The organism is Priestia sp. RMT2NF4, from assembly GCF_047872835.1.
Taxonomy (GTDB): Bacteria; Bacillota; Bacilli; order Bacillales; family Bacillaceae_H; genus Priestia; species Priestia zanthoxyli.
On the sequence record NZ_JBLQZO010000002.1, the window covers coordinates 574,609 to 595,297 of the forward strand.

20 protein-coding genes are annotated in these 20,689 nt (G+C 40.3%); 1 reads left to right on the forward strand and 19 read right to left on the reverse strand.

Annotated features, from left to right (window positions below; genetic code table 11):
- Positions 1–185: 185 nt before the first annotated feature.
- Together ACMX9J_RS12100 and ACMX9J_RS12105 are read right to left on the reverse strand one after the other, a co-directional pair.
- On the reverse strand, positions 186–1,853 hold the full coding sequence (locus ACMX9J_RS12100) for a DAK2 domain-containing protein (protein ID WP_028411449.1): 1,668 nt from the start codon (positions 1,851–1,853) through the stop codon (positions 186–188).
- A gap of 16 nt (positions 1,854–1,869) precedes the next feature.
- Entirely contained in the window at positions 1,870–2,232 is a 363-nt protein-coding gene (locus ACMX9J_RS12105; RefSeq protein WP_013058913.1) for an Asp23/Gls24 family envelope stress response protein, read from the reverse strand.
- 314 nt (positions 2,233–2,546) lie between these two features.
- On the opposite strand from ACMX9J_RS12105, the gene rpmB reads away from it, so the two are divergent.
- On the forward strand, positions 2,547–2,735 hold the full coding sequence (gene rpmB, locus ACMX9J_RS12110; RefSeq protein ID WP_013058914.1) for a 50S ribosomal protein L28: 189 nt from the start codon (positions 2,547–2,549) through the stop codon (positions 2,733–2,735).
- A 57-nt stretch (positions 2,736–2,792) separates the two neighbouring features.
- Here the strand turns inward: rpmB and spoVM are convergent, their stop codons facing one another.
- The 17 genes from spoVM to ACMX9J_RS12195 form a co-directional block, all read right to left on the reverse strand.
- A complete protein-coding gene (gene spoVM / locus ACMX9J_RS12115; protein ID WP_016765421.1) occupies positions 2,793–2,873 on the reverse strand; it encodes a stage V sporulation protein SpoVM in 81 nt (26 codons plus the stop codon).
- A 79-nt stretch (positions 2,874–2,952) separates the two neighbouring features.
- Positions 2,953–3,600 (reverse strand): thiamine diphosphokinase, encoded by a 648-nt coding sequence (locus ACMX9J_RS12120; RefSeq protein WP_028411450.1) that lies wholly within the window; start codon positions 3,598–3,600, stop codon positions 2,953–2,955.
- 116 nt (positions 3,601–3,716) lie between these two features.
- Positions 3,717–4,373: a ribulose-phosphate 3-epimerase gene (rpe, locus tag ACMX9J_RS12125; protein ID WP_013058916.1), complete on the reverse strand. Its 657-nt coding sequence runs from the start codon at positions 4,371–4,373 to the stop codon at positions 3,717–3,719.
- A gap of 2 nt (positions 4,374–4,375) precedes the next feature.
- On the reverse strand, positions 4,376–5,257 hold the full coding sequence (rsgA, locus tag ACMX9J_RS12130; RefSeq protein WP_013058917.1) for a ribosome small subunit-dependent GTPase A: 882 nt from the start codon (positions 5,255–5,257) through the stop codon (positions 4,376–4,378).
- A gap of 13 nt (positions 5,258–5,270) precedes the next feature.
- Positions 5,271–7,313, reverse strand: coding sequence for a Stk1 family PASTA domain-containing Ser/Thr kinase (gene pknB, locus ACMX9J_RS12135; protein ID WP_176344702.1), 2,043 nt, complete (start codon positions 7,311–7,313; stop codon positions 5,271–5,273).
- A gap of 5 nt (positions 7,314–7,318) precedes the next feature.
- A complete protein-coding gene (locus tag ACMX9J_RS12140; protein ID WP_028411452.1) occupies positions 7,319–8,062 on the reverse strand; it encodes a Stp1/IreP family PP2C-type Ser/Thr phosphatase in 744 nt (247 codons plus the stop codon).
- Between the two features lie 4 nt (positions 8,063–8,066).
- Positions 8,067–9,158 (reverse strand): 23S rRNA (adenine(2503)-C(2))-methyltransferase RlmN, encoded by a 1,092-nt coding sequence (gene rlmN, locus ACMX9J_RS12145; RefSeq protein ID WP_028411453.1) that lies wholly within the window; start codon positions 9,156–9,158, stop codon positions 8,067–8,069.
- A 2-nt stretch (positions 9,159–9,160) separates the two neighbouring features.
- Complete coding sequence (gene rsmB / locus ACMX9J_RS12150) at positions 9,161–10,501, reverse strand: 16S rRNA (cytosine(967)-C(5))-methyltransferase RsmB (RefSeq protein WP_176343455.1); 1,341 nt, start codon at positions 10,499–10,501, stop codon at positions 9,161–9,163.
- Positions 10,494–11,432 (reverse strand): methionyl-tRNA formyltransferase, encoded by a 939-nt coding sequence (fmt, locus tag ACMX9J_RS12155; RefSeq protein WP_028411455.1) that lies wholly within the window; start codon positions 11,430–11,432, stop codon positions 10,494–10,496. The genes rsmB and fmt overlap by 8 nt, the downstream gene beginning before the upstream one ends.
- A gap of 10 nt (positions 11,433–11,442) precedes the next feature.
- Positions 11,443–11,916, reverse strand: coding sequence for a peptide deformylase (gene def, locus ACMX9J_RS12160; protein WP_013084828.1), 474 nt, complete (start codon positions 11,914–11,916; stop codon positions 11,443–11,445).
- Between the two features lie 70 nt (positions 11,917–11,986).
- Positions 11,987–14,401: a primosomal protein N' gene (priA, locus tag ACMX9J_RS12165; RefSeq protein ID WP_028411456.1), complete on the reverse strand. Its 2,415-nt coding sequence runs from the start codon at positions 14,399–14,401 to the stop codon at positions 11,987–11,989.
- A complete protein-coding gene (gene coaBC / locus ACMX9J_RS12170; protein ID WP_176343454.1) occupies positions 14,398–15,615 on the reverse strand; it encodes a bifunctional phosphopantothenoylcysteine decarboxylase/phosphopantothenate--cysteine ligase CoaBC in 1,218 nt (405 codons plus the stop codon). Before coaBC ends, priA begins: the two co-directional genes overlap by 4 nt.
- Before the next feature lie 180 nt (positions 15,616–15,795).
- Positions 15,796–16,017 (reverse strand): DNA-directed RNA polymerase subunit omega, encoded by a 222-nt coding sequence (gene rpoZ, locus ACMX9J_RS12175; RefSeq protein WP_013058926.1) that lies wholly within the window; start codon positions 16,015–16,017, stop codon positions 15,796–15,798.
- Positions 16,018–16,019: 2 nt separating this feature from the next.
- Positions 16,020–16,634, reverse strand: coding sequence for a guanylate kinase (gmk, locus tag ACMX9J_RS12180; protein ID WP_013058927.1), 615 nt, complete (start codon positions 16,632–16,634; stop codon positions 16,020–16,022).
- Positions 16,635–16,647: 13 nt separating this feature from the next.
- Positions 16,648–16,908, reverse strand: a complete 261-nt coding sequence (locus tag ACMX9J_RS12185) for a DUF370 domain-containing protein (RefSeq protein ID WP_013084831.1) — start codon at positions 16,906–16,908, stop codon at positions 16,648–16,650.
- Positions 16,909–16,954: 46 nt separating this feature from the next.
- The gene (locus tag ACMX9J_RS12190; RefSeq protein WP_028411458.1) at positions 16,955–17,830 is read right to left on the reverse strand and encodes a YicC/YloC family endoribonuclease; all 876 of its coding nucleotides are present in this window, start codon (positions 17,828–17,830) and stop codon (positions 16,955–16,957) included.
- A gap of 153 nt (positions 17,831–17,983) precedes the next feature.
- The gene (locus ACMX9J_RS12195; protein WP_028411459.1) at positions 17,984–20,662 is read right to left on the reverse strand and encodes a cation-translocating P-type ATPase; all 2,679 of its coding nucleotides are present in this window, start codon (positions 20,660–20,662) and stop codon (positions 17,984–17,986) included.
- Positions 20,663–20,689 lie beyond the last annotated feature (27 nt).

The window sequence follows — 20,689 nt, forward strand, 5'->3', positions numbered from 1 at the left end:
CCTCTCATGCTGTTTTCTTTCACATTTGACTCAATCAGTTTTCAAAACTACCATACAAACGGGTTCTTTTCAACTAATATACCTAATATGCCGAACGATTACAACATGTAAAAATAAAATAGTTCGTATTTAACTTAAAAAACACAAAAAAGAAGCGCCCCTTGAGAGGAGTGCTTCTTTTTTTGTTATTCAATTGCAAAAATGTAAGAATATAAAGGTTGATCTCCTTTATGAAGCTCTACCTCAACTTCTTCAAACGTTTCTTCTACAAACGATGTTAGCGCTTCAGCTTCATCGTCTGAGACATCCTCTCCTTGAAGAATCGTAAGGATTTCTGCTTCGTCATCAATCATATAAGTCAATAGCTTTTTCGCTGCTTCTAATTTCTCTGAATCTTTTACGACGATTTTCTTTTCGGCAATACCCATAAAATCGCCTTTAGCTAATTCAAGACCATCAATATTTGTATCGCGAACTGCATACGTTACTTGCCCTGTTTTTACGTGCTGCAGAGCTTCTGTCATTGCTTCCTCGTTTTCTTTTAAGCTTTGCTGAGGATTAAATGATAGCAGCGCTGTCATTCCTTGAGGAACCGTTTTAGACGGGACAACCGAAACGTGACTGCCCGCAACAGCAGCCGCTTGGTTAGCAGCCATTACAATATTTCCGTTATTAGGTAAAATAAGTACCTGTTCTGCATTTGTTTCTTCAATCGCTTTGACAATATCCTCCGTACTTGGATTCATTGTTTGTCCGCCTTCAATGACAACCGTTGCCCCAAGGCTCTTGAACAATTCAGCAATTCCTTTTCCCATTGATACAGTAACAATGCCAAAGGGCTGTTTTTCAGCCTTTTTTACTGCAGGCTTTTCTTCATCTGAAACAATGCTGCTATGCTGTTCTCTCATGTTTTCAATCTTCATTTTAATTAAACTTCCATATTGCTGCCCGTAGTTTAACACTTCTCCAGGATGCTCGGCGTGAATATGAACTTTCACAATTTCATCATCAGATACTACAAGCAACGAGTCGCCCCATTTACTTAAATCTTGGCGAAACGTTTCTTCAGAAAATGTTTTAGCTGCGGGCTTATCCTCTTCCAGCCTTACCATAAATTCTGTACAATAGCCAAATTCAATATCTTCTGTATTCATATGGCTTTGCGCATGCTTATGATGCTCAGCATTTACAAGTTCATTCATCGAAGGAGCTGACATGGGTACACCCGGAAGTTTTTCACCTTTTAATTCAGCTAAAAACCCTTCATAAATTAAAACAAGCCCTTGACCTCCGCTATCCACTACGCCTACTTCTTTTAACACGGGTAAAAGATCTGGCGTGCGATTTAACGAAGCATTAGCTTCCTTAAGTACTTCTTCCATGAACAGAATCATATCAGATTGCTTTTTAGCAACAGCCGCTGCTTTTTTAGCAGTATCCTTAGCTACTGTTAAAATGGTTCCTTCGATTGGTTTCATAACAGCTTTATAAGCAGTTTCTACACCAAGCTCAAGAGCTTCAGCAAACTCAACTGTTGTAATCGCTGACTTTTGCTCAACCGATTTCGCAAAACCGCGGAATAATTGAGATAAAATAACTCCTGAATTACCGCGCGCGCCCATCAATAAGCCCTTAGACAAAGCTTGACTCACTTGACCGATGTGATCAGATAGTTTATTTTTCACTTCTTTAGCACCAGACGTAATCGATAAGTTCATATTTGTTCCAGTATCACCATCTGGTACAGGAAAAACGTTCAGCGCATCCACGTAATCTGCATTGTTAGATAGATGCTGGGCTCCTTGAAGCACCATTTCTCTAAACCGCTTTCCGTCCAACGTTGTCATTGACACGAATCTTCCTCCTTAATTAAACGTTCGTTACACGAACACCCTGCACATAAATATTTACTGAATCAACCGTTAGACCAACCGTTTGTTCCAGCGTGTATTTTACTTTTGTTTGCACATTATGAGCAATTTCAGAAATTTTTGTTCCATAGCTTACGATAATGTACATGTCGATATGTACGTCATCCTCTTCTTGTCTTACCACAATACCTCGTGTAAAGTTTTCTTTGCGAAGAATTTCTGTAAGACCATCTTTAAGCTGATTTTTTGAAGCCATTCCGACAATCCCGTAACAATCAACAGCTGCTCCTCCAGCAATTGTTGCAATTACATCTGTAGAAATATCAATTTGACCATACTTCGTTTTCATTTCGATGGACATACTCGTTCCCCTTTCTACTTTCATAGGTTATAAATATTCTACTATAATCAATCTCGTTTTAAAAGAGGCGTCCAGCTTGTCCCTTTTAAAGATGACAGTATTGGGTATCAACTTGTCTTAAAATAAGTAATTGCCCAAGTTATACCTATTTCTACTCTCTATATTATTGAACATAGATTCATTTTATATGTCAAGGAAAATTTCTTGAAAGCTTTTCTCCAGAACTATTGCATTCTCTTTAAGGCTGTGATAAATTAATATAGTATTTCTCAAAACAGAATTGAGTAGTTTTTTTGGTGTTAGGAGGGAAAATCATGGCACGCAAATGTGTAGTAACTGGTAGAAAAGCTCGTTCAGGTAACGCACGTTCTCACGCAATGAACGCTACTAAGCGTAAATGGGGTGCTAACGTTCAAAAAGTACGTATCTTAGTGAACGGTAAACCAAAACGTGTGTACGTTTCAGCTAGAGCCCTTAAGTCTGGTAAAGTTCAACGCGTTTAATCTTTATAATGAAAAAGCACCATATTTTATGGTGCTTCTTTTATTATTCCGGCGTTGTTAATCTTTTTTAAACGAATTAAGCATGACCTTTACGATCCCACCTAAAAACTTTGGAAGTTTGATTGTATAGAATTTCATACTGTCCCTCCTAACCGTCTCCACACTTTATCTCCTTTTAAAGAAAGCCCTATGTCCTGCTCTCATTTTCCATACTTCATCACAAGCAACGTTTATCATTGCTTCTTACCATCATTAATATGCCTTTTGTAAATGAAAAAGTACCTCTTTGTTGAATAAGTTCATTGCTAATACATAAAGTTGAGCCGAGTTCTACTTCATGCTTATTGAGCGGATATTTGAAACCTTCTAGCGTAAGCTCTTTTACACCGCCTGCAAAAGGAACGAATGAAATATAGTGAAACTCCTTTAAACGATCAACATGATAAGTGCCTGGTTCAAACAATTGAATGATATTTTGATTGTCAATCATTTGTACATTCGCTTTCTTTTTTAAGCCTTTGTACAGGAGCTGAATGCTTCCAAACATGTGGTCAAGTCTTCCACCTGTTGCTCCAAAGATACAAATACTGTCCGGTTTTTGCTCTATTGCCCACTCAAAAGCAAGTTCCAAATCAGTTGCATCTTTTTCCGCAGGATACAATTCAACATCTTGTAATGCTTCTCTCACTCGCTTAAGCTGCGCATTTGTAATGGAATCAAAATCTCCGAATGCTTTCACGGGCAAAATGTCTTGTTGAAGAAGCAGGAATACGCCCCGGTCTACTCCTACCCACTTTACATCATTTGATTGGTGCAGGAGTGGCATATGTTCATCCGGTCCCCCTGCTAGAATATGAATTTTCATTATGTATATGCTCCTTTTCTATTAAAAAATGAACGAAATAAATATGTTTTCTTTATCCTAAAAGAAAAAGCTGCTGTGTACAAGTTCTACCCGTTGTACACAGCAGCTTTTATTACTTACGCTTGAACAGTTGTGCGAATTTGGCTGATTGCGCCAGCTCGATCTTCTTGATTATAAATAGCTGAGCCAGCCACTAAGACATTTGCTCCTGCTTCTACACATTTTCTTGCTGTTTCTTCATTAATTCCTCCATCAACCTCTACTTCAATAGAAAGGTGACGGATTTCAATAAGCTGAGAGATTTGCTCAATTTTCGGCAGTACACTTGGAATGAAGTTTTGTCCTCCAAAGCCTGGGTTCACCGTCATTAATAAAATAAGATCGATATCTTCTAAGATATGCTTTACCACGTCAATTGGCGTTGCAGGATTTAAAGCAACGCCTGCTTTCATGCCGTGCTCTTTGATTAATTGAATGGTGCGGTGCAAATGAGTACACGCTTCAGCATGTACCGTTAAAATATCAGCACCCGCCTTTGCAAACATTGGAACGTATTGATCTGGGTTTTCAATCATTAAATGCACATCTAATGGCAGTGTTGTGACAGGGCGTACAGCCTCAACGATAAGCGGTCCAATTGTAATATTAGGAACAAAATGGCCATCCATGACGTCTATATGGATGTAGTCTGCTCCACCTGCTTCAACTTCACGAATTTCTTCAGCAAGCTTTGAAAAATTGGCAGATAAAATGGAAGGTGCGATTTTTGTCATTTTTAATACCTCGGCTTTCTTTGCTTAATTTCCTCAATAAATTGCAAGTAATGTTCGTAGCGATAACTCGGAATTTCTTTTTGTTCGTATGCTTCTTTCACCGCACATTTTGGTTCTTTCACATGCAAACAACCTCGAAATTTACACTGTTCACTCAAACGCGACATTTCAGGAAAACAATCGGTCAACTCTTCTACTTCTAACGTTAAAAATTCCAGTGAGCTAAAGCCTGGCGTATCAGCTACTAAACCTTCACCAAACGAAATCAGTTCTACATGACGTGTTGTATGCTTTCCTCTTCCAAGTGACATTGAAATATCATTTGTCTTTAACTCAAGCTCTGGTTTAAGCGTATTTAGCAGTGAAGATTTACCTACACCTGACTGTCCAGCAATAACCGTTACGCGATCTTCAAATAACGGCTGAATTTGTTCCATGCCTTTTTCTGTGACTGTCGACGTTAAAATGACCTCATATCCTATTTTACGATATTCTTCGGCATATTGCTCGATTTCTTGCTTTTGCTGCTGTGATAAAAGATCTACTTTTGAAATACAAATAATAGGTTCAATATGATTAGACTCCACTAACACTAAAAATCGGTCAAGAAGCATTGTACTAAAATCAGGTTCAATCGCTGAAAAAACAAGCAGCGCCTGATCAACATTTGAAATTGGGGGACGAACTAATTCATTTTTACGTTCTTTAATTTCAAGTATATATCCTTCAAGCTTATTTTCCGCCTGAAATACTACATTGTCACCGACTAAAGGCGTTACCTTCTTTTTACGAAAAACACCTCGTCCTCGACATTGCGTTACTTGTCCGTCATGAAGAACATAATAAAATCCGCTAAGGGATTTAATAATTCTTCCTTCTGGCATAACCTCACTCCTATCACTCTGGATATTCAACGTCTTTTTCTTCAATAACTTCCCCGTCTCGGACAATTTTATAAGACGCTTTTTCATTTTCATCAACTAAAACATCGAATGATTCTTTTGTTGTTTCAGTAATCGTTAGTTCTTTAGCAGGAACCGACATATCGTTATCTGCATCTTCGATATAAATTTGTACTTTTTGCGGCTTTGGCTTTTCCTCTTCTGTTTCAGTGGCATCGCCTGTTTCCGTTGCGTCGCCTTGTTCCGTGCTTGCTTCGGTGTCAGCCTCTTCTTTATACGGAATGGTAACATCCACTGACACCGTTTGAGGAGCTTTTGGCTCTTTGCCCATTGAGACCGTAATGGTGAGCTTATCACCTTGCTCAATGCTCTGCTCCGCTGCAGGCTTTTGAGACATCACAAGACCTTTTTCAACAGTGTCGGAATACGCTGTTTTTACGTCCACTTCAATATCTTCATCTGATGCATAATCTTTTACGCTTTTTTCCGTCCAGCCCGAGAAATCCTTTAATGCAATCTTCGGCGGACCTTTACTTACCCATAGAGTAACCGTTGTATCTTCCGGCACGACTTGTTCGGTTTCTTTAGGCGTCTGATCTGTAATATTGCCTTTTGGTTCTGTGCTTTCAACTTCGATGGATTGGATATCTTTATAATTCTGCTTTTCTAACAGACTTTTTACTTCCGTAAAGCTTCTTCCAATGTACCGGTTAAATGCTTCTTTTTTCTTTCCTGTACTTCGATAAATAATGACGTTAGAGCCTTCTTTGATCACGTCTCCCGCTTCTGGCATCGTTTTAACCACGTCGCCTTCTTCCACCTCATTATCAGATATATCTTTAGGATTCTTCACTTTAAAGCCTAAAGAAACTAAATCGGTTACAGCTGATTCATAATCTTGATTATGTAAATCAGGAACCTTTACGTCTTTTGGCAGTAATAAAGCCGGAATGAATGTAACGGCGGCTACGCTAGCAGCTGCCAGCAGCAAAAAAATTAAAACAAGCGTTACAATCAGCTTGCTTTTGCCTTTTTTCTTTTTCTTCTTTTTTTTCTTCGGCTTTACTTCTTCTTCTTGTTCTTCGCGCTCTAAGTGAGGTGGTTTTCTCACAGGTACGTGCGTTTCTTCGGATTCAACAAAATCCTCCTTAATAACGGGAATGGCTTTTGTCACTTCTTCATCATCAGGCACCGTAAATCTTTGTTCATTATAACGATTTGGATGAACAGCAGACTGTAAATCCGCTTCGAGTTCTTCGACGGAACTGTATCGGTAAAATGGATCTTTAGTTGTTGCTTTTAATACAACATTCTCCACGCTTTGAGGGATAGATGGATTCCACCTTTTTGGAGAAGGTGTTTCTGTCTGTAAATGTTTTAATGCAATTGACACAGCCGATTCCCCAGAAAAAGGGACTCGACCCGTTAGCAATTCAAATAGGACGATGCCAAGCGAATAAATATCAGAACGCTTATTCGCAAGCCCTCCCCTTGCCTGTTCAGGAGATAAATAATGAACAGATCCCAAAACAGAATTAGTATGCGTAATGGTTGTAGAACTTAGTGCTACGGCAATGCCGAAGTCAGTAACTTTAATGGTATCATCATGATCAATTAAAATATTTTGAGGCTTAATATCCCGGTGAATAATTCCGTACTGATGAGCATGGGCAATAGCTGATGTAATCTGCGTCATAATATGTATGGCTTTATCAAGAGATAATGGTGATTCTTGCAGAATGTATTGCTTTAATGTCATACCCGGTACATATTCCATGATGATATAGTAAATATCTTCTTCTTCTCCAACATCATAAATGCTGACAATATTAGGATGAGCAATACTCGTAGCAGATTGAGCTTCTCGATGGAAACGCTTTATAAACGCATCGTCACTTGCAAAGTCTAAACGAAGCACTTTAATTGCCACATCACGATCCAAAATCATGTCGCGACCTAAATAGACGTTTGCCATTCCGCCTCCACCAATTACTTGCAATACCTTATAACGGTCGTTTAGCCGTCTACCTATTAGCAACACTCTCACCCACTTTCAGATGTAAAGTCCACAATTGCAAGTGTAATATTGTCTTCTCCACCAAGCTCATTTGCTAATTGAATCAGGCTCGTACCCTTTTCGTGAAGTGATGAACTTGTTGATAACGTTTCGTTCAGCTTTTGTTCCGTTACCTTATTTGTCAGTCCATCTGAACATAATAATAATCGATCTTCTTTTTCCACTTCAATTGTTTTTACATCTAAACTAACATTTTCTTCGGTACCTAGTGCTCGCAATAAGATATTTTTTCGCGGATGATGTTCAGCATCTTCTTTTGTGATTTGACCATTTTTTACGAGTTCATTCACAAGAGAATGATCTTCTGTTACTTGTTGAAATCCATATTCATTGGAAATATAGCACCTGCTGTCTCCTATATTACCAATCGCACAAAACGTATCGGCGCATAAAGCAAGTACAACTGTCGTACCCATGCCTTTACACTCTTCATGCTCCTGAGCATACCGATAAATATCTTGATTAATTTGCGAAACATGCGTACGAATCCACTGCGTCGCCTCATCAGGAGACGTTACTTTGTTCGCTTCTTCCCACGCTATTTGCAATTTTTGAACCGCCATCTCACTGGCGATGTCGCCAGCTCGATGACCTCCCATACCATCAGCCACAATTGCAAGCAGCTGATTATGTTGGTTCAAAAATACCCCTCCGTTATCTTCATTGTGTTGTCTAACTCTCCCTCGGTCTGTCATGAAGACAGTTGCCATACAATCACCTCGTCTCTTCTTTACGCTCCTTCGCACGTAATTGGCCACAAGCTGCATCGATGTCATGACCTTGCTCACGTCGAATAGTCACGTTAACGCCACGCTTTTTAAGCGTACGTTCAAATGCAAAAATCTGTTCACGCGGTGTACGAACATAATCACGCTCAGGCACATAGTTTACCGGAATCAAGTTCACGTGACATTTAACGTCTTTAATCAAATCCGCTAATTCCTCCGCATGCTCTACTTGATCGTTTACTCCTCCGAATAGACCATACTCAAAGCTAATACGTCTTCCCGTTTTATCCGTATAATATTTAATGGCTTCCATCAAATCAGGAAGTTTATACGCGCGGTTAATCGGCATTAAGCGTGAGCGGATGTCATTGTTTGGAGCGTGAAGTGAAATCGCAAAATTGATTTGCATTTTTTCATCAGCAAATTTATAGATTTTTGGAATGATTCCACTTGTCGATACTGTGATATGACGTGCACCAATATTTAATCCATCATCACTGTTAATTGTTTTTAAGAAGCGCATCATTTCATCATAGTTATCAAATGGCTCCCCAATACCCATAATTACGACAGAGCTCACGCGTTCTCCTTGTTCATCTAGCGCTTTTTGTACTTTTACTACTTGCGCTACGATTTCTCCAGCTTCTAAGTTACGCTTTAAACCTCCAAGAGTAGACGCACAGAACGTACAGCCGATGCGACAGCCAACTTGAGTTGTTACGCAGACAGAATTTCCGTATTCATGACGCATAAGCACCGTTTCAATCGTATAACCGTCATGGAGTTCGAATAAAAACTTCATCGTGCCGTCTCCAGACGTTTGCTGAACAACTGTTTTTAATGTCGTTAATGCAAATTTGTCTTTTAATTGTTCACGTAATCCTTTAGATAAGTTTGACATATCGTCAAAGTCCGTTACGCGTTTAACATATAACCAGTCAAAAATTTGTTTAGCACGGAACTTCTTATCACCATGTTCCACTAACCAATTTTCTAGGTCGTGCATTTCTAATGAATAAATAGATGGTTTTTGCGTTTTTTCTTCTGCTTTTGCTTTTCTTTTAGCTACTTCTTCCATTTTTACACCTTCTTCTGTAAACATGCAATATAAAATCCATCGCTTTGTGCATCTGGCAACAATTGAATTTCACCATGTTTTACGTTTTGTTTAAGTCTTTGCGGCATGCGTGCAGCAAGCGTTTCGTCTTTTTGAAAATCAGCATGATCTGCTAAAAATGCTGCTACAACATCCCCATTTTCATCCCGATCAATTGTACATGTACTATATACGAGGGTCCCACCTTTTTTTAATAAAGGCGCAACCGCATTTAAAATATCTTGTTGAATACGCGCCAGCTGCTTTACATCCTGCTCAGTTTTTGTATATTTCAAATCAGGTTTACGTCTCATCACACCAAAACCTGAGCACGGGGCATCTACTAAAATGCGGTCAAACATTTCTTTATCAAACTGTTCACCGGCTTTGCGGCTGTCTTGAACCGTTGGCTCAATATTGGTAAGATGCAGACGCTCTGCCTGCTGGGCAATCAGCTTTACTTTATGGTCATGAATGTCCAAGGAAATAACTCTACCACTGTTTTTAAGCTGCTCTGCAATATGAGTTGATTTTCCTCCCGGTGCAGCACAGCTATCTAAAATCAGCTCTTCTGCTTCTGCACCTAGTGCATGAGCTACTAACATAGAGCTTTCATCTTGAACGGTAAACATTCCTTCACGAAATGCTTGTGTATGAGCTGCATTTCCTTTTTGAACTTCTAGCGCTTCTTCTACAAAATGGCCTGGTTCTACAACAATACCTTCTTTTTCTAGCGCTTCTTTTACTTCATTTTGCGTAAAGCGTGCACTGTTTACTCGGATTGTTTGTTTAGGGGCCATTAAATTAGCTAAACAGATTCCGCGTGTTTTGTCCAATCCATATTGTTCCACCCAGCGTTTTACAAGCCATACTGGATGACTCGTTTCAATTGCCAAGCGCTCCACAGGATTTTGTATTTCTTCTAAAGAAGGCGTGCCGCTACGCTGAATATTTCGTAAAACGCCGTTTACCATTGAGGCAATTCCTTTGTGACCACGTTTTTTAGCAATTTCTACTGCTTCATGAAGGATTGCCCGGTCAGGTACTCGGTCTAAATACATCATCTGATAAAGAGATAAACGAAGCAGCACTCGCACCCAAGGCTGAATTTTTTTGGGATTTTTCAAGAAAGGGGCTAACCCGTAATCTAACGTATCGCGTCTTTGAATCGTTCCATACACGATTTCCGTTAACAGCCCTGCATCTTTCCCTTGAATACCACGTTTTTGTATACTGTTATTTAACAATAGATTGCTGAATGCCTGATTTTTTTCAATAGCTAGTAAAATATCTAAAGCTATGTCTCGAACGTTGTACTTACTCATTGACATCCCCTAATACTGTTCCGACTTCAACAGATGTACCTCGTAAATACTGCGCTGCATCCATACGTTTTTTTCCAGCCGGCTGAAGTTCCGTCACTTTAATAGCTGTTTCATTTCCAGTTGCTACTACAAATCCGTCCTCTTCAAGTGATAAAACGGTACCCGGTTTGCCTGATGCGGATACTTTCTCTCCCCACCAAATTTTCATGACTTGACCGTCTGCTGTTGTATAAGCAACGGGCCAAGGATGAAGTCCGCGGATATGATTATAAATTTCTTCTCCTGTACGGGCCCAATCAATTTTCTCTTGTTCACGCTTAATATTAGAAGCAAATGTCGCTTCGCCATCGTTTTGTTTAACCGGCGTAATTTCACCTTTCACAAGAGAAGGAATGGTTTCTGAAAGCAATTTTGCACCAGCAGCGCTGAGTTTATCGTGAAGTGTGCCCACGTGATCACGTTCTTCAATCGGAACTTCTACCTGTGTTAAGATATCACCTGCATCTAATTTTTCTACCATATACATAATTGTAACACCAGTTTTCGGCTTACCTTGTAGAATTGAATAGTGAATCGGCGCGCCTCCGCGCAGTTCAGGTAACAGAGAAGCATGTACGTTAATACAGCCGTATTTAGGCGCTTCTAAAATAGGAGTTGGTAAAATTTGACCAAAAGCCGCTGTTACAATTAGGTCAGGCTCATACGCTAACACTTGCTGATATTCTTCTTCTAAACGAATCTTTTCTGGCTGCAGTACAGGTATTTCATGTTTTAACGCCTCAACTTTTACAGGAGGAGGTGTTAATACGCGCTTGCGTCCTTTTGGTCGGTCCGGCTGTGTAACCACTGCGACCACTTCATATCCATCTTTAAGTAATGTTTGTAAAACCGGCACTGAAAAATCCGGCGTTCCCATAAATACGACTTTCATCGTGTAAAACCTACCCTTCTAGTTCATCCTCTTCGTAATACTTTGTTACTTTTTCCGTGAACAATACACCGTGTAAGTGATCAATTTCATGTTGAATGGCTCGTGCTAAAAAACCTTTTGCTTCTATAAAATAAGGTTTTCCTTTACGATTTTGCGCACGTACTTTCACATAATCAGCTCGAGCCACGTCACCAAAAAGGCCCGGAAAACTTAGGCAGCCTTCTGGACCGATTTGTTCGCCTCGTTGCTCAATAATTACCGGATTAATTAACTCAATTTTACCGTGTCGATCGTCCACGTCTACCACTGCCACTTGCTGCAGAACTCCTACTTGAGGAGCAGCTAGACCCACACCGTCTGCTTCAAGCATTAAATCATACATGCCGTTTAGTAATTTCGCTAATTTATTATCAAAGTTTTTAACGACTTCACACTCTTGTTCAAGTACTTCATTAGGATGGTAAACAAGCTTAAGCTTAGCCAAATAGGCACCTCCTTTATTCTTTCTATTTATATCCAAAAAGCTTCTTCTTTAACGCCATCAAGACGACTAGTTACATCATCGAGTATGGATTCAAATCAATTGTAATCGTTAAATTTTCCTTCTGCATTTCCGCTTGATAACGTTCTAATATATATTTCAACAGCGGAATCAGGCTTGGTTCCAGCTTGTATTTTAACATGCATTGATAGCGATATCTATCTTTTATCTTAGCAATGGGAGATGCGACTGGCCCTAAGATTGTTGTTTGCGGCGAAAGTTTCTGACCCAGATACTGCGAAATTTTGTCTGTAACAGACACCACTTTTGCAATATTTTCATGAGATACCGTTACAAGCGCCAAGTAAAAGAAAGGCGGATATTTATGCATTTTTCGAATTTCCATCTCCTGCTTATAAAACGCATCGTAATCATGCTGACTCGCAAGTTGAATGCTGTAGTGCTCAGGCGTGTACGTTTGAATCACTACTTCTCCTGGAAGCTTGTGGCGTCCTGCTCTTCCGCTTACTTGTGTTAAAAGCTGAAACGTTTTTTCAGATGCACGAAAATCAGGTAAATTCAGCATCGTATCTGCTGTTAAAACGCCTACAAGCGTGACGTTTGGAAAGTCTAGCCCTTTGGCAATCATCTGCGTCCCTAGTAAAATTTGCGCTTCTCCACTTGCAAACTTGTTCAGGAGCTTTTCATGCGCGCCTTTTCGGCTTGTCGTATCAACATCCATTCGCACGACTCTAGCCTCAGGCAGCACTTTTGTTAATTCTTCTTCCACTTTTTGTGTACCAGATCCAAAAAAGCGGATATGTTCGCTGTGGCATTCCGGGCACTCAGTGTGCACATGTTCTTCGTGTCCGCAGTAATGGCATTTTAATTTATTTTGATAGCGGTGATACGTTAGTGAAATTTCACAGTGCTCACATGTCGGAACGTAACCGCAGTCCCTGCACATAACAAAAGAAGAATGGCCTCTTTTATTTAAAAATAAAACGATTTGCTCTCCTTTTTCCAAACGGTTTTTCATCTTTTCAAACAGCATAGTTGAAAACATAGAGCGATTGCCGCTGCGAAGTTCCTCTCTCATATCAACAATATCCACCGACGGCATCGATGACTTATTCATTCTTTGCTTTAACGTCAGTAGCTTATATACACCTTTTTGCGCTCTTGCAAAGGACTCAAGCGTTGGTGTTGCACTTCCTAAAATGACTGGACACTGATGATGCTGCCCTCGGTAAATGGCTACATCTTTTGCATGATAACGGGGGTTTTCTTCTTGTTTATAACTCGTCTCATGTTCTTCATCGATAATAAGAAGGCCTAAATTTTCAAATGGAGCAAATACAGCAGAGCGGGCCCCTACCACAACGGATACTTCTTTTCGCTGAATTTTTCGCCATTCATCGTATTTTTCTCCAGTAGACAAGCCGCTATGAAGCACAGCAACTTTTGAGCCGAACCGCTCTTTAAACCGCTTGACCATCTGAGGGGTAAGTGAAATCTCCGGAACAAGCATAATCGCTTCTTTTCCTTTTTTTAATACTTGATCAATCGATTGGAGATACACTTCTGTTTTTCCGCTTCCCGTTACTCCATACATTAAGAACACATCGTGAAGATTTTCTTCGATGTCCTGCAGAATCGGTGCGATTGCCTCAGCTTGTTCATCGGTCAATTGAAATGGCTTTGACGGTGTAAAGTATCGATCTTGATAAGGATCACGGTATATTTCAATTTCCGTTTCCTCTAAGAGTCCTTTGTTAATCAGCGCTTTTATAGGAGCGGAGGTAATCTGCAAATCTTCCGCTATTTCTTTTATGGCTACTTCTTCATTTCGCTCGAGCATAAAAGACAGCACTTGCTTTTGCTTTTCTGCCTGCTTATTTAACTCGTTCATAAACTGTTGAATGTCTTCAAGGCTTTGATTCAGTTTTACGCCTTTTGCCGTTTTTTTGTTTCCTTTGTTTTTCACCACGTAGACGACTTCAATTAGACCTTTTTGAATATCACGGTGAAAAGCAGGAGCAGCGGCTGTTTTTTCCACTTCACTCCACTTCAGCGAGGATCTTGACTGAAAAAACGGCTTGACTTGCTCATGAAGCTGTTCGTATGCCTCTTTTGAAAGGAGTGACAGTTCTTTATCATATTTTGCTTTCATCGCCGCAGGCAGCATGACTTGAAAAGCCGATATCATAAAACAAAGCGTTTTTTCTGTTAGCCAGTGCCCAATCTCTAACAGTTCAGGAGTCAGAACCGGCGTTAAATCAAGCAAGTCAGCGATTGGTTTAACACGCTTAACTTCAGCCTCTTCTTTAAGAGCCACCACAAACCCTTGAACTTTTCTTGGACCAAACGGAACGACAACTCGCATACCCGGAACAATAATTCCTTTCCATTTGTCAGGAATGGCGTAGTCAAAAGCTCGATCTGTTTGTTTAGCAGCCACGTCCACAATTACACTAGCTACACTCATTTTCTCAGCCCTTCTAACATTTCCTTCACTTCTTTTAACACCTCGGTAGCTACATCGTGTTTTGAAAGAATGGGAAGTTCTTTAGACTCTCCGCTTCGCTTATAGAGCGTCACAATATTTGTGTCCGTCCCAAAACCTGCTCCTTCTGTCGTCACGTTATTGGCTACAATCATATCCAAGTTTTTAGATGCAAGTTTCTTTTGTGCATATTCATCCACTTGTTCTGTTTCTGCTGCAAAGCCGACTAAAAGCTGGTGTTCTTTTCGCTCTCCAAGCGTGCGTAAAATATCTGTTGTTCTCTCTAGCTCTAATACTGCTTCACCAGGCTGCTTTTTCATCTTTTGATCAAACACATACTTTGGTCGGTAATCTGCCACTGCGGCTGATTTAATGACAACATCTGCTTCATGATAGCGTTGCATAACAGCTTCAAGCATCTGCTGCGCACTTTCAATTTGAACAACCTGCACCCCTTTTGGATACTCTAAATTCGTCGGTCCCGTTACAAGTGTTACCGATGCACCTAACTTAGCAGCTTGTTCTGCAAGAGCATAGCCCATTTTCCCAGTAGAGCGATTGGTGAAAAATCGGACGGGATCAACGCGTTCTACCGTAGGTCCTGCTGTAACCAATACATTGATACCGTCAAAGATTTTTTGTGTATCTGATACTTTGGAAAAATAAGAGTCGATTAGTGAAACAATTGTTTCTGGCTCTTCAAGACGACCTTTTCCTACGTAACCGCATGCCAAATACCCTTCTCCTGGTTCTACAAAAGAGTAACCAAATGATGAAAGAGTGCTCATATTTTTTTTAACAGCGGGATGATCGTACATATGAACATTCATTGCAGGCGCAATCCACACAGGTGCAGTAGCAGCAAGCAGCGTTGTGGAAATCATATCATCTGCAAGACCATTTGCTATTTTTCCTATCATATTAGCCGTAGCAGGAGCCACTAAAATTAAATCGGGCCAATCGGCTAAATCAATATGTGCAATCACAGATGGATCTTTTTCATCAAACGTATCTGTATAAACTGGGTTTCGAGACAGAGCTTGAAACGTAAGCGGCGTTACGAACTCGCGTGCTGAAGCAGTCATCATTACTTTAACTTCCGCTCCTGCTTGTACTAATTTACTTGTTAAAGCTACGGCTTTATATACGGCGATTCCGCCGCTAACACATAATAAAATTCGTTTTCCCTTCATCATTATGCCCCCATCTATTTATCCCGCTCAACCAGCATCCGCTTGTTTACTCGGGTAACTATCTAAAGCTTTTCAATTCAATTATTATACCATTTTTGTAGTGAGACATTCACTATCCTGCTTGAATACAAACAAAAGCATCAAAAAAATAACAACCTATAAAGTAGGTTGTTATTTTTTCACTTACTGATGTTTAGAATCTTCTTCTGCTACACCTTGCTTATAGCTTAATTGTTCAGCATTAATTTCTTCTAAAGCACAGCCTACAAACTTATAAGAAACCGGCTTTTCAATCGGCGTATCATTGTGAAGCTGTAATTGACGAGCGCGTTTTGCAGCTACTGTCACAAGCGTGTACTTAGAATCTAATTTTTCCATTAGGGAATCAATTGATGGATAAAGCATGTTTATTCTACCTCCAGCATTCTTTTATAGCGCGCAGAAATACGATCACGACGGCAGTGTTCAGCCGTTACGATAGCACGGATGCGAGCACAAGCATTTTCTACTTTGTCATTTTCTACAACATAATCGTAGGCGTCCATAAGTTCAATTTCTTCTTTTGCCACGCGCATACGGTTATTGATTAAGTCTTCTGTTTCAGTACCGCGGTTTACGATACGACTTTTAAGCTCTGATAAACTCGGCGGTGCCAAGAAGATGAACAAACCTTCTGGAAATGCTTCTTTCACTTGAAGAGCACCTTGCACTTCAATTTCTAGAAATACGTCTTTTCCTTCAGATAACGTTTGTTCTACATAATCAACCGGGGTACCGTAGTAGTTGCCTACGTATTCAGCCCACTCTAATAATTTCTTGTTTTCAATCATGCGCTCAAACTCTTCGCGTGGTTTGAAGAAATAGTCAACGCCGTCTACTTCACCTTCGCGGGGCTTTCTTGTTGTTGCAGAGATAGAATACTGCAATTTAATGTCTTCTTGCTCAAACAATGCTTTTCGTACCGTTCCTTTTCCAACACCTGATGGTCCGGAAAGAACAATTAATAAACCTCTTTCAATCATCGGTTCAAGTGACCTACCCTTCTAATAATTCTTCTTTGTTTATAAGTCGCTGCGACACAGTTTCTGGCTGTACAGGAGCTAAAATAACATGATCGCTATCCATAACAATAACAGATCGTGTTTTACGTCCTTGCGTTGCATCTATTAAAGAGCCTCGATCTTTTGCATCTTGAATAATGCGTTTGATTGGAGCTGATTCAGGATGAACGACAGAGATTATACGATTAGAAGAAATAAAATTTCCAAATCCAACGTTCACTAATTTACCGCTCATAAGAAGCCTCCTGCTATACCAATATAATCTTTATCTTACACGAAGGCTATTCAATGTTTTGAACCTGCTCTTTTATGCGTTCTAATTGTGCTTTCATACTAATAACATACTGAGCAATAGTACCATTATTTGCCTTCGCACCGATTGTATTCATTTCACGATTCAGCTCTTGAACAAGAAAATCCAGCTTGCGTCCCACTGAATCAGGTGTATTTAATGCTTGAATAAATTGTGAAACATGACTTTGAATTCGCGTAAGTTCTTCGCTAATATCTGCTTTTTCAGCAAAAATAGCTACTTCAGTCAGCACTCGCTGCTCATCGAAAGTACCTTCTAAATAGTCGCTCAGCTTTCTTTTAATACGCTCGCGATATTGTTCAGCAACTTCAGGAGCAAGCTGTGTAATTTTTTCGCGAATGTCTTGAATGTCCTGTAAGTATCCCATTAAATCGTGATACAGCTCTGATCCCTCTCGTTTCCGCATATCCACTAACTGATGAACAGCAGCTTCAACGGCTTCAAAGATTGCACCATGAATACTCGTCTGATCAGCTTCTTCTTCATAAGTTGTCATCACTTCAGGCATGTGTAAAATGTCTTGAATTTGAACAGATTGTGACAGCCCGTGCTTTTCTTTTACTTGCTGCAACGCATTCATGTATTCATCAAGCAGCTGCCAATCCGTCTGCAGTTTCTTTTTTGCCATTTCTTCACCTGAAATAGTAACAAATACTTCTACTCTACCACGTTTTATGTATGTTTGAACGATTTTTTTTATTTTATCTTCAATTTCAATTAATTGTCTTGGCATACGGATAACAATTTCACAAAAACGATGATTAACAGACTTCATTTCCACTGTTACTGATCGATTTTCCACTTCCGCTTTTCCGCGGCCAAAACCAGTCATACTTTTTATCATTATCATCACATCCACTATGTACATCTTACATAAAAAGTATCGTAAAAGAAAGTGTTAGCAAAAAAAAGAAATCTCTCTTCTTTATTCAACCTGTAAAGGCTGCCTTCATGAGTTTTCTCATTTGGGACAGCCTGTATTAAAGTATAGCACAATTTATGAAGGTTTTCTTGTTAAAAGTGAACCAGCAAGTAAAAAAGTTGGAAGGCTTGCAAGTCCTAAAATAACGAGCCATTCCCGCGGTGCAATGGCCATTGTATGGAAAATAGGCTGCAGCGGCGGATAGTAGATGGCCACCAGCATAAGGATAATAGATGAAATAACAGCCCCTACAAGATATAAGTTCTGAAATGGATTCCGATCAAAAATTGATTTTTCACTTCGGCAGTCAAATACGTGAATAAGCTGTGCCATGACAAGCGTGGCAAATGCAATCGTCTGAGCATACTGCAACCGATCTGGGTCATTGTCGTAAACAATCATAAACGCAGCAAGTGTAGCAGCTCCAATTAAAAATCCACGGCTGACTACTTTCCATCCTAATCCTCTTGCAAAAATACCTTCGCGCGGATGCCTTGGATGGCGCTTCATCACGTTGTCCTCTGGCTGGTCTAAGCCAAGAGCCATCGCAGGCAAACCGTCTGTTACTAAGTTTACCCATAGTATCTGAATGGGCACTAGCGGAAGCGGAAGTGCTAAAATCATCGCAAAGAGCATAACTAAAATTTCTCCTACATTTGATGCAAGCAAGTAACGGATAAACTTCCGAATATTTTCATAGATATTTCGCCCTTCTTTGATCGCTGATTTAATAGTGGCAAAATTATCATCAAGCAAAACGAGTGAAGACGCTTCTTTTGCTACGTCTGTCCCGGTGATGCCCATCGCAATTCCTATGTCTGCTGCTTTAATAGCCGGTGCGTCATTTACGCCGTCGCCCGTCATCGCTACAATGTGATCTTTTGCTTGAAGAGCTTTAACAATTTTAAGCTTATGCTCAGGTGATACCCTTGCATATACATAAACATCATCTACTACTTCTTCTAGCTCTTCCTGCGTCATTTTGGATAAATCCGTTCCTTCCAAGACTTGACCGTTTTTCGGTAAAATTCCGAGCTGTTTTGCAATCGCCTGTGCTGTAATAACGTGGTCACCTGTAATCATAACGGTTTTGATGCCTGCGTCTCGGCATTCTTTGACCGCTTGCTTGACCTCTGGTCTTGGCGGATCAATCATTCCTTGAAGCCCGAGGAAAGTCAGGTCTTTTTCTGCTTCCTTCTCTGTATGAACGCTCTCATGTTCTCCTAACGGTCGATATGCAATAGCAATGGTTCGAAGCGCTTGGCTAGCTAACTGATCAATCGCTCCTTTTACTTCATTATGAACCGTTACCGACAGCGTTTGTTGTCTGCTTTCCCACAAAATATTTTTGCTGTTTATAAGCAGCACATCCGGAGCACCTTTTGTTATCACATAGCGTTTATGAGATGCGTCTTCAATGACTACACTCATCATTTTACGCGTTGAATCAAATGGAAACTCTTCAATAATCGTAAACTGCTTTTGAATATTTTCTTTTGTCAGCCCCGCTTTCATCGCGGCAACAAGCAAAGCCGCTTCAGTAGGATCCCCGTCGATAACATATTCTTTATCTTTTCTCGAGATGGACGTTTGATTGCAAAGCAGACCAAACACCAAAAGCTGCTGAAGCGGTTTTTCACTCCGTGTATCAACTTCTCTTTCCTCTCGTGAAAATACGCCCGTAGGTTCATACCCTGTCCCTGATACTCTCCATGTCATTCCTCCCGACCAGAGGTGGGTAACCGTCATTTTATTTTGCGTTAATGTGCCCGTTTTGTCTGAGCAAATGACTGACGCGCATCCTAGTGTCTCAACAGCAGGAAGTTTGCGAACAATGGATCTTTGCTTAATCATGCGCTGTACACCAAGAGATAGCGCCACGGTTACGATGGCAGGAAGACCTTCGGGTATGGCAGCAACAGCTAAGGAAACTCCCGCTAAGAACATACTGTATAAATCATGCCCTTGCAGCACACCAATCCCAACAACTAATACAGTAAGTGCAAGAGCTACAACAATTAAAATTTTGCCCAATTGCTCTAACTTCCGTTGAAGAGGAGTAATCATGGCTTCAGCATTTTGAAGTAAATCAGCAATTTGCCCCATTGCTGTTTTCATTCCAATCCCTACAACGATACCTGTTCCGCTTCCTCTGGTTACAAGGGTACCCATAAACGCCATATTGTCCTGATCTCCAAGCGGCACTTCATCTCCTGACAATGCTTTTATTTGCTTACCAACAGGCAAAGACTCTCCCGTAAGCGCTGATTCTTCAATTTCTAGACTTTTGGCTTCCATAATCCGAAGGTCAGCTCCAATACGGTCTCCGCTCGAAAACTTTACAACGTCTCCTACCACCAGCTCTTTAGATGGTAACTTAACCCATTTCCCTTCACGCATGGCTGCTACTTGAGGAGCCGAAAGCTCTTTTAATGCATGAAGAGATTTCTCTGCTTTTCTTTCTTGGAAGAACCCGAGAAATCCATTAATTACCACAATAGCAATGATAGCAATTGCATCGATGTATTCTCCTAAAAGCCCTGAAATAAGCGTGGCAGCTAGTAAAACCAGTACCATAAAATCTTTAAACTGCTCTAGAAACACAAGAATGGCTGGTTTTTTCTCTCCTTCAGTCAATTCATTAAACCCTTGTTGCTGCTGACGTGCTTTTACTTCTTTGTGTGTAAGACCATGCTGCCTGTCTGTTTTTGTTACTTCTACTATTGCTTTTTCACCTAATTCATACCATTTCATTGCATCTTTTCACACCCTTTTATTTGT

What these genes read in the sequence shown, in the direction of transcription:
- ACMX9J_RS12105 (WP_013058913.1), bottom strand. Translation starts at nt 2,232, where the DNA reads ATGTCCATCGAAATGAAAACGAAGTATGGTCAAATTGATATTTCTACA.
- rpmB (WP_013058914.1), top strand. Translation starts at nt 2,547, where the DNA reads ATGGCACGCAAATGTGTAGTAACTGGTAGAAAAGCTCGTTCAGGTAAC.
- spoVM (WP_016765421.1), bottom strand. Translation starts at nt 2,873, where the DNA reads ATGAAATTCTATACAATCAAACTTCCAAAGTTTTTAGGTGGGATCGTA.
- ACMX9J_RS12120 (WP_028411450.1), bottom strand. Translation starts at nt 3,600, where the DNA reads ATGAAAATTCATATTCTAGCAGGGGGACCGGATGAACATATGCCACTC.
- rpe (WP_013058916.1), bottom strand. Translation starts at nt 4,373, where the DNA reads ATGACAAAAATCGCACCTTCCATTTTATCTGCCAATTTTTCAAAGCTT.
- rsgA (WP_013058917.1), bottom strand. Translation starts at nt 5,257, where the DNA reads ATGCCAGAAGGAAGAATTATTAAATCCCTTAGCGGATTTTATTATGTT.
- ACMX9J_RS12140 (WP_028411452.1), bottom strand. Translation starts at nt 8,062, where the DNA reads ATGGCAACTGTCTTCATGACAGACCGAGGGAGAGTTAGACAACACAAT.
- rlmN (WP_028411453.1), bottom strand. Translation starts at nt 9,158, where the DNA reads ATGGAAGAAGTAGCTAAAAGAAAAGCAAAAGCAGAAGAAAAAACGCAA.
- rsmB (WP_176343455.1), bottom strand. Translation starts at nt 10,501, where the DNA reads ATGAGTAAGTACAACGTTCGAGACATAGCTTTAGATATTTTACTAGCT.
- fmt (WP_028411455.1), bottom strand. Translation starts at nt 11,432, where the DNA reads ATGAAAGTCGTATTTATGGGAACGCCGGATTTTTCAGTGCCGGTTTTA.
- priA (WP_028411456.1), bottom strand. Translation starts at nt 14,401, where the DNA reads ATGAGTGTAGCTAGTGTAATTGTGGACGTGGCTGCTAAACAAACAGAT.
- coaBC (WP_176343454.1), bottom strand. Translation starts at nt 15,615, where the DNA reads ATGATGAAGGGAAAACGAATTTTATTATGTGTTAGCGGCGGAATCGCC.
- rpoZ (WP_013058926.1), bottom strand. Translation starts at nt 16,017, where the DNA reads ATGCTTTATCCATCAATTGATTCCCTAATGGAAAAATTAGATTCTAAG.
- gmk (WP_013058927.1), bottom strand. Translation starts at nt 16,634, where the DNA reads ATGATTGAAAGAGGTTTATTAATTGTTCTTTCCGGACCATCAGGTGTT.
- ACMX9J_RS12185 (WP_013084831.1), bottom strand. Translation starts at nt 16,908, where the DNA reads ATGAGCGGTAAATTAGTGAACGTTGGATTTGGAAATTTTATTTCTTCT.
- ACMX9J_RS12190 (WP_028411458.1), bottom strand. Translation starts at nt 17,830, where the DNA reads ATGATAAAAAGTATGACTGGTTTTGGCCGCGGAAAAGCGGAAGTGGAA.
- ACMX9J_RS12195 (WP_028411459.1), bottom strand. Translation starts at nt 20,662, where the DNA reads ATGAAATGGTATGAATTAGGTGAAAAAGCAATAGTAGAAGTAACAAAA.